Origin of the sequence: Parundibacterium terreum, from assembly GCF_014636315.1 — a bacterium.
Classification (GTDB): domain Bacteria; phylum Pseudomonadota; class Gammaproteobacteria; order Burkholderiales; family Burkholderiaceae_D; genus Undibacterium; species Undibacterium terreum.
The window spans coordinates 1,550,200-1,565,044 of sequence record NZ_BMED01000001.1 but is presented as its reverse complement, the minus strand read 5'-3'; the positions used below and the strand labels follow the sequence as shown (position 1 = coordinate 1,565,044).

The window sequence follows — 14,845 nt, the reverse complement described above, 5'->3', positions numbered from 1 at the left end:
TCACTTCCAGAATTCGATGCTGAATCGTCTCTATCTTGGGCGACGCATTTCTCAATTTATTTAAGCGAAATCTTCCTCGGTTGAGAATAAAGATCCGCTGCGGTTGCAATCTTGCAATGACGATACGTACACTGGGTACGCCTATGATGGTTTAGCTAATGGCATTCGATAATGGCGCACAGCACTGAAGTTTCAACCCATCTTTTTTTCGAACCAGTATATCGCCGACCTTGAATGCGGGAAACGCTCTAAAAGTAGGGTATTGTAACAAGGCGGTTTTTACGCTGTCATAACGATAAGAAGCCTGTCAAATATCCAGCATCATATGCCTAGTCTTGGCGATGCCCAAAATTATACAGTCGACCAACATTACTGCTGAGACTCTAATGCGCGTGCGTTTTGTTCAAACATAATTTGTCCATCTATACTGCTCCTATACTTGGTGACAGTCGAGGCCGAATGCGCAAAACGAGGCCATGGAATACTTTTAAGCTGATTGTGTTGACGATATAATATTGTTCTTTTGTAATCAACAAAAATGAACGAGGAAGCACGTATGACATGCAAATCTCTCTTCCGCATTATTACGCTGTGGACGGCATTGGCTCTTTGCCAGTCGGCGAGCGCTGCGGGCGAAGGGCACATCCACTCGGTGCAGGAAAAGTATGACGTCAATTTTTTTGCGGACGGCACGTACAGCAGTGTGATCGACTACACCTGGCGCGCAGTTGATTTGCAGGGCGCTGCGACGCTGGGACAGCAATACCTGGTGTATGACGTCAGCCGGCAAGAGATAGAAGTGCTGGATGCAGAAACGATTCCGGCAAGCGGAGATCCCATCAAGGTACCCAAGTCCGATATCAAGGTACAGGATGGCGTGCTTGGCGGCGTATCGTATCCGGAACAGAAGCTTTTGCAGATTACTTTTTCCAAACTGAACGCCGGCGATGCGATTCGACTGCGTTACCGGTTCGTGCAAAAGCTGCCGGACTTACCGGGCGGCACTTCACGCATCTATTATTTTTATCGCGACATCATACGTGATGAGGTTGCGGTTACTTTACGCTATCCGCCATCGCTGGCGCTGAATGTCGCTCACAATGATCTGACGGTTGTGGACGACAGCATCGTTGACGCGCAGCGGCAGCTACGCCTGAAGTTCAGCAGTACCGACACGGTCTTGCCGGAGCCTGTCAGCATCAATAGCTGGCAGCAGACACCGTATATCATGATGTCAACCTATACCGACTGGAAGGCGATTGCCGACGCCTATCAGCAGGGGGCGGCAAAGAAGGCGATTGTGACGCCGGAAGTGCAGGCGCTGGCGAATGAGATCACCAAGGGAGTCAGTTCGCAGCGCGAGCAAGCCAGATTGTTGTATGACTGGGTACGCAAGAACATCCGCTATGTGGCCAGCTATGTCGGCAATGGTGGCTGGGTGCCTAACGACACCGCCACGATCCTGAGGACACATTACGGCGACTGCAAGGATCACTCCACCTTGCTGGAGGCGCTGCTGGAAGCGCGCGGCATTCCCGCGTCCCAGGTGCTGATCTACTCCGATACTGAAAACTACCTGCTGCCTCCGGTCGCCTCGCTCTGGTTTAACCATGCGATCAATTACCTGCCTACGCTGGGGCTGTTCCTGGATTCTACCGACAGCCAGATGCCTTTCGGCATCCTGCCTGAAAGCGATAGTGATAAACCGGTGCTGGTCACAAAAAACTTTGCAGTAGTGACGCGCACCCCGATTGCGACCGTGGACAACTTCAAGATGAACCGCCGCGTCCACATCAAGTTTGCGATGGACGGTTCGGCAGTCCGCACCTCGGAGATTGACGGCTATGGACGTGCTGCTGCGGAAGTGCGCAGCTTTATTGAAGATATAGGTCCAGGGCAGGAACAGGACTGGGTCAAGAAGACCATGGCCGATTCCGGACTGGATGGCGAGGGCAGTTTAACGGTGGTGAAATCCGCTCGCGAGGATGTGCTCGGCTTTCAATACGTGGAAAAGATCCGCAATTATGTGAACCAGCCTGAGGCCGGCGTGCTGGCTTTCGCCCCCGGCGTGACCGGGCCTATTTCCCTGGGCAAGATACTGCGGCGCTACACGCAACCGGTGAGAACCGCGGATGCCAAATGCGACGCTTTTGCCGTCAATGACATAGTCGATATAGAAATGCCGGAGGCGATGCAGGTGCTGTATCTGCCGAAAGAAATCAGTATGCGCGAAGGGCCGATTTTTTTTGAGGCGCGCTATGAGCGCATAGGCAATGTCTACAGGCTGACCCGCCATTGGGGGTCGTCCTCATCCAAGTCCTGGTGTTCGGCGCAGGAATATCTGGCCTTGCGTCCCGTGATGAACAAGATAGATAAGGCGCTTGGTGCCCGCCTGGTGTTCGTGATGAAAGAAGAGGGCGCTGCAGCTTCCACAAATGCAGCTCCGCCTTCAGTTTCTACTGGCGGCGCCACTGCTGCTGCGCACAATTAAGGAGCGCCCCTGCGCGCATTGTTTCGTGTATGCTGGCATCCGATGATCGATTTGCCAACGAGCCCGGAGAGAACGGGAAGCTAACATGAAGCGCTTTAAAAAAATAATACAGGGGACATTGCTGTGCCTGCCTTTGCTGATGGCAGGCACAGCAGTAACGGCGGCGAATGCAAATACAGCCGCTACCGCAGCTGCAGCCGTTGACAAGGCCGTGGTGAAACGGGAGATAGATCATCTGCTGCAAACCCTGGTTACTTCAAAGTGCCAGTTCAACCGCAACGGCTCCTGGTATGACGGTGCCGATGCCAAGTCCCACCTGACCAAAAAGTATGACTACTTCCTGGTTCGCGGGGAAATCACCAATGCAGAATCCTTCATCGAACTGGCTGCCAGTAAAAGCAGCTTCAGCGGCAAAGCCTATCTTGTGAAATGTGGCGACGCGAAACCGGTGGAGAGCGCTGAATGGCTGAAGCAGGAATTGGCCCGCTACCGTAGCACCGGCAAATAGGCAAAGGCCAATAAGATTAAATGAAATTCAGGCAAGCGCAAGAATCCGATCTTCCGGCGAGCTAGGAGGCAGCCGCTGGCAGCATTTATCGTCAGTGCGGCAGCAGCATGACCAGTTTTAAATCCCCGCGTACGGCAGCATACAGCGTGGTCTGTTCATAAGAAAGCAGGCCGTGCTGAGGGTGCCGGAATTGCCTGACCCCGCCTTCGCGCATGGTCACATCATAGTCGCGCCAATATGCGGCGAACTCTTTGCTGCGGCGGCACAGGTCCGCGATCAGCGGCTGCACCGCGCTGTCGTCTACATGCCTGCCGCAATCGGCGCGGAATTCCGCCACCAGGCGCTTGGCCCTGTGCTCCCAGTCAAAAATCAGTTTGCGCGCCTTCGGTGACAGAAAGGTGTAGCTGAGCAGATTCGGTGCCGTAGCAGATGCTTGGTCCAGCCAGCCGACGAACAAATCCTGCGCCGCCTCATTCCATGCCAGCGCATCCCATTGCCTGTCCAGCACGTAGGCCGGGGTTTGGATATGCGCGAGGCTGGCGAGCACGGCATCGACGCCGCTGATATGTTCCGGCTCCGCTGCCGGATCCAGTTTTCCCGCCAAGCTGAACAGATAGTGGCGTTCTGCGCCAGTCAGCCTCAATGCATCCGCCATCGCGGCCAGCGTTTCTATGGAGGCCGTAACTGGCCGGCCCTGTTCCAGCCAGGTGATCCAGGTAGGACTGACATCGCACAATTGCGCCAGTTCTTCGCGCCGCAATCCCGGCGTACGGCGCCTGCCTGTCGACCTCAATCCCGCTTCTTCCGGACGCACGCGCTCCCTGTGGGTGCGGATAAATTTGCCAAGCTCGTGGTTCTTCATGTACTGCTCACAGAAAGAATTAAGGAATTTCAATTAGGGTGGTAGTAATTTATACCAGGATAAGATGGGATCTTGTTCCAGTATTGATGCAATTTTATACTAGGTCTCCGAACTAAAACCAGAGGACGACGGTATGAACCAGCAATCGAAACAAGCAAGCAAGGTAAGCCATGGAAACATAAGCCGGGAGCCGCAGGCGATAACAACGGATCAGCAGAGCCTGGTAGTACAGCAGTTTGGCAGTACTGCAGAAAATTACCTGAGCAGTACCGTGCATGCGCAGGGGCAGGATCTGCAACGGCTGGCAGCGCTGGCGGCACGCTTACAGCCGGCCCATAGCCTGGATCTGGGCTGTGGCGCCGGGCATGCCAGCTTTGCGCTGGCGTCGGCAACAAGCGGCGCGGTGACAGCCTATGATTTGTCGGGACAGATGCTGCAGGTGGTTGCAGCGGAAGCGCAGCGGCGTGACCTTCGTAACCTCCACACGCGCCAGGGTCTGGTGGAAAATTTGCCATTTGGCGACGCGAGTTTCGATCTGGTTGCAACGCGTTTTTCTGCCCATCACTGGCTGGACATGGAACGTGCCGCCGCTGAAATGGTCAGGGTGCTCAAGCCCGGTGGCACGCTGGTCGTGATTGATGTGGTCGCCCCGGAGGTGCCCTTGTTCGACACGGTCCTGCAAACGCTGGAATTATTGCGCGACTCCAGCCATGTTCGCAATTATCGGGTATCCGAATGGAAGTCCATGCTGGTCAACGCCGGCCTGTCGTTTGTCGGTAGCGATAGCTGGAAGCTGCCGCTGGATTTCGATAGCTGGGTAAAGCGGATACGCACGTCGGCTGCCAGAATCGCCGCCTTGCAGGTCAGCATGCAAGAACTGCCGCAGGAAGTGAAGGAGTATTTTGCCGTGCAGCCTGACTTGTCATTTAGCAGCGATACAGCCTGGATAGAGGCGCGGCATCACTGATGCGCACTATTTTCCAGAGCATCTACCCAGCTAAAAATAGTCCCGCTTCAGTCTTTTGTTGCTATTTTCGTCACGTATAATGTGTTTCTCTTTAACAATGTGGAAAGACCTTATGTGGGCGCAAGGCAGAAGCAGCGTGAGTAAATTGGCGACATTCGCGATAGTGTCTATCGCCGGCATGGGGGGCTTGGGAATGCATTCCTCCCATGCGCAAACAAGTGCAGTTGCGCAGGCGGCGGATGCCGCGCAGATCCCGGTTGCCAATTTTTTCAGGCCGGCCCGTATCACATCGGCTCAGCTATCCCCGAATGGAAAATCGCTGGCCATGCTGAATGCGGATGCTGACGGAAAACTGGTGTTGACGGTAACTGAAGTCGATAAACTGCAGCCGCGTGTCATCGCCAAAATGCCCGACATGGATGTGGTCCAATTTCACTGGGTGAACAATAACCGTCTGGTCTACGGTCTCGGCGACCGCGATGGCGGTGTCTCCTATTTCGGTACCGGCTTGTATGCGGTCGGCAAGGATGGCGGCAAGCCCCTGATGCTCGTATCGCGGGAAACGCATGCTCCCACTCAGTTGAACAAGGCCGTAACCGCTTTGCCTTGGGATACTTTTTATCTGGATTCCATTCACGCGCAAGAGTCGGATGACATTTATGTTATCCAGGGGACGGACAAATTCAATAATCAGTTCACCCAATACGATTTGCTGCGCCTGAATACCGTCACCGGCAATACCACGCTGGTGCCGCGCCCCGGCAAGGTAGTCCGCTGGCTGATCGATAAAACCGGTGAGCCGCGTGTTGCTGAAACCAGAGAGGGCGACCTTATCACGATACAGTATAAAGACCCGAAGAATAATCAATGGCGCAAGCTGATGGATTATCGCTGGACGGCGGAAGATGGCATGACCCCGGTTTTTCTGTCGCCTGAAGGCGATTTATATGTGGTGGCCTACAACGGCGGCAACACCAAGGCGCTGTATCAGTACGACCTCGGTAAAAACGAACTGCTGAAGGAATCTGTCATTACGCTGAAGGGCTATGACTTCAATGGCAGCCTGATCTACAACACGCAACAGCAAAAGGTATTAGGTATCAGCTATGAGATGAGCCGTCCGGCAACGCTGTGGTTTGATGAAGACCTGCAGAAGCTGCAAAAGAAAATAGATACGGCACTGCCTGACACGATCAACCAGTTGCACGTGCCGGAGCAGGCGATCGGCAATGTTGTCGTAGTCAATTCTTTTTCTGATGTCCAGCCTGCTTTCTGGCAGTTGTATAACCGCGAAACCGGTAAATTTGTCAGGCTGGGCAGCAGCAGGCCAGACATTGATTCGCGACTGATGTCCTTCAAGGATGCAGTCCGCTACAAGGCCAGGGATGGACTGGATATTCCCGGTTACCTGACCTTGCCGGCAGGCAGTTCAGGCAAGAATCTGCCGCTGGTCATGCTGGTGCACGGCGGGCCTAATGTGCGCGGTACGCATTGGGGCTGGAACCCGGAAGTCCAGTTCCTGGCTTCGCGTGGCTACGCAGTGCTGGAGCCGGAGTTCCGTGGCAGTACGGGCTATGGCCGCAAGCATTTTGAGGCTGGCTGGAGACAGTGGGGCCTGGCGATGCAGGACGATATTGCAGACGGTGCGAAATGGGCAGTGGCGCAAGGCTATGCCGATCCTAAACGCATCTGTATCGCCGGTGCCAGCTATGGTGGCTATGCCACCCTGATGGGCTTGCTGAATGACCCAGGACTATACCGTTGCGGCATAGACTGGGTAGGCGTTACCGATATCAATCTGCTGTACGACATCCATTGGAGCGATATCAGTGATGATGCTAAAAAGTATTCTGCGCCTATCCTGATCGGCGATCAGGTCAAGGATGCGGCGCAGTTGAAGGCAACATCTCCGATAGAAAATGCCGCGCGCATCAAGCAGCCCTTATTGATGGCGTATGGGAATATGGACAGGCGGGTACCTATCAAGCATGGAACCAGGTTTTATTCAGCCGTGAAAGAAACCAATCCGCATGTCGAATGGGTAGAGTATTCCGGCGAAGGCCATGGCTGGCGCATGCTGAAAACCAATGTCGATTTCTGGACGCGGGTAGAGAAATTTTTGCAGCAGAACGATAATCCTGTTCAATAACTGGAGCCTTGCTCCAAGCGGTTTAAAAAAGCCGGTCTTGAGCAGACCGGCTTTTTATTTGGAGTTAGCGCTGGCCTATGCTGGTAGGGCCGAACAATGCCTTCTGGTCGCGCGGTTGCGAACGCCAGTATTGTTGCGGAGCATCCACAGTGCCGCCCAGTTTGGCGGCGGCATGCCATGGCCAGTGCGGGTCATACAGCATCGCGCGCGCCAGCGCCACCATGTCGGCCTGGCCTGAGGCGACGATTTCTTCCGCCTGTTCCGGTTCGGTGATCATGCCGACGGCGATGGTCGGCAACCCAGTCTGCGCGCGGATATGCGCGGCAAAGCCTACCTGATAGCCCGGTCCCAAAGTAATCTGCTGCAACGGCGATACGCCGCCGCTGGAGACGTCGATGAAGCTGCATCCGTGCTGTTTCAGCGCCTTTGCAAATACCGTGCACTGTTCCAGATCCCAGCCGCCCGCGACCCAGTCGGTGGCGGATACGCGCACGCCTACAGTCTTGTCTGCCGGCAGGGCCGCGCGTACTGCATCATAGATTTCCAGCGGAAAACGCATGCGATTTTCCAGCGAGCCACCGTACTCGTCATCGCGCTGATTGGACAGCGGGGACAGGAATTGATGCAGCAGATAGCCGTGCGCCGCATGCAGTTCTATCACTTCTATGCCCAGCCTATGCGCCCGCTTGGCTGCTTCCACGAACGCTGTGCGCAGCCGTGCCAAGCCCGCCTTATCCAGTGCCACAGGCGGATGCTCTCCTGCTGCATGCGGTATGGCGGAAGGCGCTTCGGTTTGCCAGCCGCCTCGTCCAATGGGGATCAATTGCCCACCGTCCCAGGGTGCATGGCTGGAGGCCTTGCGCCCCGCGTGCGCCAGCTGGATAGCGACTGGAATATTCGTATATTTGCGGAAAGCCTGTATCACCCGCCCCAAGGCGGCTTCTGTCGCATCGGACCAGATGCCCAGGTCGCCCGGCGTGATACGGCCGTCTGGCTCTACGGCGCTGGCCTCGATAAACAGCAGGCCGGCGCCGGATAGTGCCAGGCCGCCGAGATGGATCATGTGCCAGTCGCCTGCCAGCCCGTCTTCGGCAGAGTACTGACACATCGGGGATACTACGATGCGGTTTTTCAGGCTCACCGAGCCTAGCGGGAAAGGGGTAAACAACTGGCTCATGAAATCATTGCTTTCTACATTGTTTCTATTGACACTGAAGTTGACTCGCTTGCCCCGCCATTTTCGTGAAAACGCCTGGGGAGCAGACATTTCCACGAGTTTAACCGGGATCCGTTTTCAGCGTACCGGCACGTAGTTGACCGGCACCCATGCGTAGCCCTTGCCCTCTGCCCGTATGCGGCCTATGCCTGGGAAGGACAAGTGCGCACCTGCTACCAGGTAGCCGCCCTTGGCTGCATCTGCATACGCCTTTTTGCGTTCTACGGCTGCTGTCTTGCTATCGCTGTCAAAGGCGATGGTGACTTCTGGGTGTTCAAACTGTACGGCGGCCACGTGCATCAGGTCGCCCCACAGCACCAGCTTCTCGCCCTTGCTTTCGATCACGTAAGTGCTATGGCCAGCAGTATGGCCATGGCCAGCAATGGCCTTGATGCCTGGCACCAGCTCGGTATCGCCTTCAAAGGGCTTGAACTTGCCGGCGCTGGCGTAAGGATTAACTGCTGCCATCGCATTCTTGAAACTGCCTTTATTGTCTGCCGGCGCCTTGTCCATATTGGCCTGGCTCAGCCAGTAATCCGCTTCGTTCTTTTGTGCGCGCACGATGGCGTTGGGGAAGGCGATCTTGTCGCCTGCCAGCAGGCCGCCGACGTGATCGGAATGCATGTGCGTGATATAGATTTCATCTACCTGCTCAGGCTGGTAGCCTGCCGCTTTCAGATTGGCGGCAAGATTGCCCAGCGTAGGACCGAAGAAAGCGCCGGCGCCGGTATCAACCAGTATCAGCTTGCTGCCGGTGTTGATAAGGAAACCATTAAATGAGGTCTCTACCGGGCTCTTCAGGTAAGATTTGGCAAGCTGCTTGTTGGTGGCCGCAGCCGTGGTGTTGGTCAGCAATTTGTCCACTGGCAGTGCAGTAGTACCATCCGACAGGGCAGTGATTTCAAAATCACCCAGCGTCATGCGATAGTAGGCCGGTGCTGAGCTTTTGACCATGGGCGCGGCGGCATAGGCATTGCTGCTGCCTATTATTCCTGAGCCCGCAGTGGCGAGCAGGACGGCTGACAGGGCAAACAATGTGGTGCTGCGGGATAACGATTGGTTGAACATCGTGCGATCTCCTAGGGTGGGCACAAAAAACACAAAATAGTGGTGTTGCATTATGCCTAATAATGCCAGAAGCTGCCGAAACCCGGCATCTCCCTAAAGGAGGGGATGCCATCAGCGTAGGCCGAAGAAAACTGATGCCGGAAAAATGCGCGTGTAGAATTGCTCCATATTGAATAGTCCGTTTCATCCAAGCCTGAAGATGCCTGAATTTGAAGAGCTGCTTATAGCCGCGTATAAATCCGAGATGGTGCTGAGCCGGCGCTTGCAAAAGAAGCTGGGGCTGTCGCCATGTGATGCCCTGGTGCAGGTTCTGCAGCATGCAGCGGGTACTCATACTCTGGATGAGTTGTTGCGGCAGCGACGGCAACTCAAGCAAGATGCCGTAACCAGGCGCGATACGCACAGACGAGAAAAAGCACAGGCATACGCGGCAAAGAAACTGCTCGCCCAGCCGGATGCTGCAGCATGGCAGGCCTGGTTCGATGGCTCTACGCATCCCAATCCGGGCAGGATGGGCGTGGGGGGCATCCTTAAAAGTCCGGACGGTGCGGTAGTACGCATCAGCCGCGCAGCAGGCCAGGGCAATAGCAGTAAAGGCGAATACCTGGCGCTGATTGCGGTATTGCAGGAGGCAGTGCGCCTGCAGCCGAAAAAACTGCAGATATATGGTGATAGCCAGGTCGTGATCAACGATGTGATGCAACAAGGCGGCAAGACCGCAAGCGGGCTGGAATCTCATCGCGCGCAGGCGCGGCAATTGATGGCGCAACTGAATTTACTGAGTCTGACCTGGGTGCCGCGGCATAAAAATGCGGAAGCAGATGCGCTGTCGCAGCAGGCGATCAAGTTGCCTGCTTAGTTGACTTTCCCATGGACTGGATTGACGCATAAGTAGGCACATAAGCAGACACATAGGCAGGCACATAAAAAAAGCCGCTGTTCCTGAGAACAGCGGCTTTTGATTTGATGCGAAATAAATGCTCCCGGCTTATCTGCCGTGCATTAATTTTTTCAGCAAAGGTGTGATCAGCAGCAGCACGACGCCTGCGCCGATGGAGCTGCCCACCAGGAACCAGTACAGCGGGAAGGATGAGCCTTTCAGGATTTCTTCCAGCATGCCGGCCAGGTAATTCGCCAGCGCATTGGCCAGGTACCAGACGCCCATCATCATCGCCGCAACGCGGGCCGGAGCCAGTTTGCTGACCATGGACAAGCCAACCGGCGACAGGCACAGCTCGCCGATAGTATGCAGCAGGTAGACGAAGAACAGCCATTGCGGGCCAACCTTGCCGACGGTATTTGCTTCAGTCTGTGCAATCGCCAGTACGATAAAGCCCAGGCCCAGGATGATCATGCCGATAGCCAGCTTGGCTGGAGTAGGCAGCCTGAAACGGGATTGGTCGATGCGGGTCCAGATCATCGCCAGCACAGGTCCCAGCAGAACGATGCCCAGCGGGTTGATAGCCTGGAAGTAGGTGGCGGGGATTTCCCAGCCGCCCAGGTGGCGGTCGGTTTGCTTGTCAGCGAACAAATTCATTGTGCCGCCGGCTTGCTCAAAGCCCATCCAGAAGAAGACCACGAAGAAGCCCATGATCAGGATGGCGATGATGCGGTGCCATTCTTCGCGCGTCAGCGGTGTTTCCACTTTACCTTGTTTATTGCCGACAGCGCCGCTGCCAAACCACAGGGCCGCAATGATGCCGATGACAACGATCAGTTTAACGATCAGGGCAAAGCTGTTCCACACAGGGCCGACAAAGCTCCAGATGCCCATGATTGCATAGACGGTCGGGATCATGCCGAAGGAAATCAGCAGGATGTGCATCCAGTCCTGGCCGTCAATACGGGATTTGCCCGGTGGCAGGCCAGCGTTGCCCAGCTTGTGCTGGCCCCACAGGAATTGCGCAATGCCGAAACACATGCCGACGCCAGCAGAAGCGAAGCCATAGTGCCAGCCCACTTTTTCACCGAGCGTGCCGGCGATCAATGGGGACAGAAAAGAGCCGAGGTTGACGCCCATGTAGAAAATGGTGAAGCCGCCATCGCGGCGCGGATCGTTTTCACGATACAGCGAACCCAGCAGGGTAGAGATGTTTGGTTTGAAGAAGCCGTTACCGATGATCAGCAAGCCCAGCGACAGATGCAGCAGAGGCTCGAATGCCATGCAGAAGTGACCCAGTGCCATGGTAATGCCGCCGATCAGGATGGCCTTGCGGCGCCCCAGGTAGCGGTCGGCCAGGTAGCCGCCGAGCAGTGGCGACAAATAGACCAGGCCGGTATAGGTTGCATACAGTGCCAGCGCGTCAGAGCGGGTATAGCCTATCGCATTGACGAGGTATAGCACCAGCAGGGCGCGCATACCGTAGTAACTGAAGCGTTCCCACATCTCTGTAAAAAAGAGCATGGGAAGGGCAGCAGGATGCTTTTCTTTCACCGCCGTGGTTGCCGGGGCCGCATCTGTTGCGGTATTAACAAGTGTCATGGGTTTCTCCAAATTCCGTGCATCGTCGTCTCCTTGTGGGTTTCATGTACGCGGATTTTTCTAAATTCGGGCGCCATGCTTGATGGCATTGCGCCCCGCCTACTGGTTTTATTAAGATTTATTTGCATGCCGATATATTTCGACGCGCCATTCTACAAGAGGTCGCAAACGATTTACATCGAATAGACGCTCGAAATCGCAGTTCTTTTCACCGATTCACAAAAATATTGCCTTTAAAACCAGATTTTTGCGTTGTTTTGCATTAGTGACCAATAGCAAGTTGTGTACCCGGAGTGCAACTTGTTGTGAAATAAACTTTCTATAATTTAAAATACGGCTTATATTAGAAGAAATATTGTTTTTTTAATATTTTCCCGCTTTAATGTCATTAAAGTTCCGATTCATTGGGCGAGACGTTCTTCCACTCATTTACTGCATAAGGCCCGCGCATGAAAGTTAATCTGCTCACAAAATTGCTGAATACGGCTATCGCCGGCCTGCTTTTATCGGCAGCGAACGCCTATGCTGCCGATGGCTCCGGCCGCCATTACGCGGTGTTGTCGCTGGTGGGCGACAATGTCACGGTCGTGTTTGACCGGGGAGCAACCGGTACCAATCTCAATGCCAACGCCATTGAAAAAATTGGCATTCCCGACGCGGAACTGGATAGCGCGGCATTGCTGGCGGTGGACAATCTCGTTGCCCAGTTACAGCCATCCGCAAAAAAAGAACTGCTTATCAGCAACGACGCCGGTCTCTATCGTCTGCAGGGAAATTTGTTTCGCAGTTCGTCGGACGCGGATGTGGTGCTGGAGGGCTTGAAATTTGCATTGAAGAGCAAACCAGCGGCCACTCATCTGATTTTGATTACCAAGCATCGCGGCGATGCCAGGCTGAAACTGGAGGATATCAGCTTGGGTCACGGCAAGCTGGAAGGGCTGGGATTTTATGTGGATAGCCGCGCGTCGGTGGTCCGGACTGATACTGGCGAAAGTGGCCTAGGTTTGATTTCTCCCTACGCTTATATGACAGTCCGGCTGATTGATTTATCTACCTGGACAGTGATAAAAGAAAGGACATCGGACAATTCGACATCGTTTGCCAATATAGGCGAAGCGGGCCAGACTTTGAACGCATGGAGTGCACTGACCCCGGAGCAAAAAACATCTGCGCTCAAACGCCTGATACAAAGCACGGTGTGGGATGCTGCCAAGGATGTGCTGACAAATAAGCCCGGTTGACATGATTTGAGCAATTGCTGCTTGTATCTGGCTTCTTCGGTAACACACAACTTACTTATGAAAAAAATATGCTGAAAAAATTACTGGCTACCGGCGTCGTTTGCGTGAGCGCATTGGCTGCGTCTTTCTCCTACGCTGCTGATGGTGCAGATCGCCACTACGCGGTGTTGTCGCTGATTGGGGACAACGTCACCGTGGTTTTCGACGTCCTTTCTACTGGCAGCAAGCTTGATCGCAATGAGACTCAGAAAATTGCGATCGCCAACACCAGCCTGGACAGTGCCGCGTTGATGGCCGCTGACAACGTGTTAGGCAAGCTGCAACCCAAGGCAAAGGCAGATCTGATGCTTAGCAATGATGCCGGCCTCTACAGGCTGCAAGGAGCCTTATTCGGCAACACGGCAGATGCCGGCACGGTGCTGGATGGTCTCAAGCTGGCGCTGAAGGGCAATCCAGCCGTCACGCATCTGATACTTATCACCAAGCATCGCGGTGATGCCCGATTGAAAATGGTCGACACCAGTATCGGTCATGGCAAGCTGGAGGGTCTGGGATTTTATGTGGACAATCGCATCGGGGTGGAGCGCACGGACACACTGGAATCCGGTCGCGGCGTAATTGCACCATACGCCTACATGACGGTCAGGTTGATTGACGTTCGCAACTGGAGCGTCATTCGCGAAAAAAACCTGGATAATTCCTATACTTTTGCCAATGCCGGTGACAGGGATAAGAGCAATGACGCCTGGAAAGCCCTTGGCGCTGAAGAAAAAGCTAAGATCCTCAAGCAATTGATACAAAAAACGGTAGAACAGACAGCAGCGGAAATTTTGGCGGACAAGCCGGCCTGATGTGGCACGCAAAAAAGAGGCCTATGCGGCCTCTTTTTTGCGATTAAAGAGCCGGCTCGCAAGCCGGCTACTTCAAGTCAATATACTTGCGGCACCATGATCTCTTGCGAGATTTCATTGCGCACATAGTCTTCGTGATATTCGCGATGAGGCAAGGTGATAGGCGGATGCGTTATTTCAGCATAAGGCATCTGTCCCAGCAGGTGGTGGATGCAATTGAGCCGCGCGCGTTTCTTGTCCACGGCCTGCACAACCCACCACGGCGCCTCTGCAATATGCGTGCGGGACAGCATCACTTCCTTGGCCTTGGTATATTCTTCCCAGCGGCGGCGTGACTCCAGATCCATGGGGCTCAGTTTCCATTGCTTCAGCGGATCATGGATGCGACTCAGGAAGCGCATGTGCTGCTCTTCATCGGTAATCGAGAACCAGTATTTGATGACTTGTATGCCAGAGCGCACCAGCATTCTTTCGAATTCCGGCGTGGTGCGGAAGAACTCTTCATACTCATCGTCGCTGCAAAATCCCATCACGCGTTCGACGCCGGCCCGGTTGTACCAGCTACGGTCGAACAGGACGATTTCTCCTGCTGCGGGCAGATGTGTCGCATAGCGCTGGAAATACCATTGCGTACGTTCCCTGTCATTCGGGGCCGGCAAGGCGACTACGCGGCATACGCGAGGATTCAGGCGCTGGGTAATGCGTTTGATCACACCTCCCTTGCCGGCAGCATCGCGCCCCTCAAACAGGATGACTACTTTGTGCCGGGAGGCTACTACCCAATCCTGCAGCTTGACCAGTTCTGCCTGGAGGCGGAACAGTTCCTGGAAATACTGGCGGCGATATTCCTTTTCTTCTTCAGTACGCTTGGATGGCTCGCCGGTCAGTTCATCAATGTTGCGGTCTTCAATTTCCAGCTCCATTTCTTCATCGTAACTATCGGCCAGCTCGCGGTGGATGCGGCGCACCAGATCTTCTTCGTTCATATTCTCTCCACAGGTAAGGTTTTT

The 14,845-nt window shown here is 54.6% G+C and carries 12 protein-coding genes; 7 read left to right on the top strand and 5 right to left on the bottom strand.

Annotated elements, in window-relative coordinates; all coding sequences use genetic code 11:
* Nucleotides 1-556 precede the first annotated feature (556 nt).
* Nucleotides 557-2,491, top strand: coding sequence for a DUF3857 domain-containing transglutaminase family protein (locus IEW12_RS07295; protein WP_188565259.1), 1,935 nt, complete (start codon nucleotides 557-559; stop codon nucleotides 2,489-2,491).
* An 85-nt stretch (nucleotides 2,492-2,576) separates the two neighbouring features.
* The gene (locus IEW12_RS07290; protein WP_229750971.1) at nucleotides 2,577-2,999 is read left to right on the top strand and encodes a YfeK family protein; all 423 of its coding nucleotides are present in this window, start codon (nucleotides 2,577-2,579) and stop codon (nucleotides 2,997-2,999) included.
* A 91-nt stretch (nucleotides 3,000-3,090) separates the two neighbouring features.
* Here the strand turns inward: IEW12_RS07290 and IEW12_RS07285 are convergent, their stop codons facing one another.
* Complete coding sequence (locus IEW12_RS07285) at nucleotides 3,091-3,861, bottom strand: helix-turn-helix transcriptional regulator (RefSeq protein ID WP_188565258.1); 771 nt, start codon at nucleotides 3,859-3,861, stop codon at nucleotides 3,091-3,093.
* 133 nt (nucleotides 3,862-3,994) lie between these two features.
* Between IEW12_RS07285 and IEW12_RS07280 the strand changes: the two genes are divergently transcribed.
* Together IEW12_RS07280 and IEW12_RS07275 are read left to right on the top strand one after the other, a co-directional pair.
* The gene (locus tag IEW12_RS07280; protein WP_188565257.1) at nucleotides 3,995-4,828 is read left to right on the top strand and encodes a class I SAM-dependent methyltransferase; all 834 of its coding nucleotides are present in this window, start codon (nucleotides 3,995-3,997) and stop codon (nucleotides 4,826-4,828) included.
* 136 nt (nucleotides 4,829-4,964) lie between these two features.
* Complete coding sequence (locus IEW12_RS07275; RefSeq protein WP_229750970.1) at nucleotides 4,965-6,977, top strand: alpha/beta hydrolase family protein; 2,013 nt, start codon at nucleotides 4,965-4,967, stop codon at nucleotides 6,975-6,977.
* A 64-nt stretch (nucleotides 6,978-7,041) separates the two neighbouring features.
* Here the strand turns inward: IEW12_RS07275 and IEW12_RS07270 are convergent, their stop codons facing one another.
* Complete coding sequence (locus IEW12_RS07270; protein WP_188565256.1) at nucleotides 7,042-8,154, bottom strand: NADH:flavin oxidoreductase/NADH oxidase; 1,113 nt, start codon at nucleotides 8,152-8,154, stop codon at nucleotides 7,042-7,044.
* Nucleotides 8,155-8,271: 117 nt separating this feature from the next.
* Nucleotides 8,272-9,261, bottom strand: coding sequence for an MBL fold metallo-hydrolase (locus tag IEW12_RS07265; protein WP_188565255.1), 990 nt, complete (start codon nucleotides 9,259-9,261; stop codon nucleotides 8,272-8,274).
* 199 nt (nucleotides 9,262-9,460) lie between these two features.
* On the opposite strand from IEW12_RS07265, the gene IEW12_RS07260 reads away from it, so the two are divergent.
* Nucleotides 9,461-10,120, top strand: coding sequence for a ribonuclease HI family protein (locus IEW12_RS07260; RefSeq protein WP_188565254.1), 660 nt, complete (start codon nucleotides 9,461-9,463; stop codon nucleotides 10,118-10,120).
* Between the two features lie 129 nt (nucleotides 10,121-10,249).
* Here the strand turns inward: IEW12_RS07260 and IEW12_RS07255 are convergent, their stop codons facing one another.
* On the bottom strand, nucleotides 10,250-11,743 hold the full coding sequence (locus tag IEW12_RS07255) for a peptide MFS transporter (protein WP_188565253.1): 1,494 nt from the start codon (nucleotides 11,741-11,743) through the stop codon (nucleotides 10,250-10,252).
* 449 nt (nucleotides 11,744-12,192) lie between these two features.
* On the opposite strand from IEW12_RS07255, the gene IEW12_RS07250 reads away from it, so the two are divergent.
* Both IEW12_RS07250 and IEW12_RS07245 read left to right on the top strand, forming a co-directional pair.
* A complete protein-coding gene (locus IEW12_RS07250) occupies nucleotides 12,193-12,984 on the top strand; it encodes a hypothetical protein (RefSeq protein ID WP_188565252.1) in 792 nt (263 codons plus the stop codon).
* 68 nt (nucleotides 12,985-13,052) lie between these two features.
* Nucleotides 13,053-13,835, top strand: coding sequence for a hypothetical protein (locus IEW12_RS07245; RefSeq protein ID WP_188565251.1), 783 nt, complete (start codon nucleotides 13,053-13,055; stop codon nucleotides 13,833-13,835).
* Between the two features lie 77 nt (nucleotides 13,836-13,912).
* Here the strand turns inward: IEW12_RS07245 and ppk2 are convergent, their stop codons facing one another.
* Nucleotides 13,913-14,821 (bottom strand): polyphosphate kinase 2, encoded by a 909-nt coding sequence (gene ppk2, locus IEW12_RS07240; RefSeq protein ID WP_188565250.1) that lies wholly within the window; start codon nucleotides 14,819-14,821, stop codon nucleotides 13,913-13,915.
* Nucleotides 14,822-14,845 lie beyond the last annotated feature (24 nt).

What these genes read in the sequence shown, in the direction of transcription:
- IEW12_RS07270 (WP_188565256.1), bottom strand. Translation starts at nt 8,154, where the DNA reads ATGAGCCAGTTGTTTACCCCTTTCCCGCTAGGCTCGGTGAGCCTGAAA.
- IEW12_RS07245 (WP_188565251.1), top strand. Translation starts at nt 13,053, where the DNA reads ATGCTGAAAAAATTACTGGCTACCGGCGTCGTTTGCGTGAGCGCATTG.
- IEW12_RS07255 (WP_188565253.1), bottom strand. Translation starts at nt 11,743, where the DNA reads ATGACACTTGTTAATACCGCAACAGATGCGGCCCCGGCAACCACGGCG.
- IEW12_RS07295 (WP_188565259.1), top strand. Translation starts at nt 557, where the DNA reads ATGACATGCAAATCTCTCTTCCGCATTATTACGCTGTGGACGGCATTG.
- IEW12_RS07250 (WP_188565252.1), top strand. Translation starts at nt 12,193, where the DNA reads ATGAAAGTTAATCTGCTCACAAAATTGCTGAATACGGCTATCGCCGGC.
- IEW12_RS07290 (WP_229750971.1), top strand. Translation starts at nt 2,577, where the DNA reads ATGAAGCGCTTTAAAAAAATAATACAGGGGACATTGCTGTGCCTGCCT.
- IEW12_RS07285 (WP_188565258.1), bottom strand. Translation starts at nt 3,861, where the DNA reads ATGAAGAACCACGAGCTTGGCAAATTTATCCGCACCCACAGGGAGCGC.
- IEW12_RS07265 (WP_188565255.1), bottom strand. Translation starts at nt 9,261, where the DNA reads ATGTTCAACCAATCGTTATCCCGCAGCACCACATTGTTTGCCCTGTCA.
- IEW12_RS07280 (WP_188565257.1), top strand. Translation starts at nt 3,995, where the DNA reads ATGAACCAGCAATCGAAACAAGCAAGCAAGGTAAGCCATGGAAACATA.
- ppk2 (WP_188565250.1), bottom strand. Translation starts at nt 14,821, where the DNA reads ATGAACGAAGAAGATCTGGTGCGCCGCATCCACCGCGAGCTGGCCGAT.
- IEW12_RS07260 (WP_188565254.1), top strand. Translation starts at nt 9,461, where the DNA reads ATGCCTGAATTTGAAGAGCTGCTTATAGCCGCGTATAAATCCGAGATG.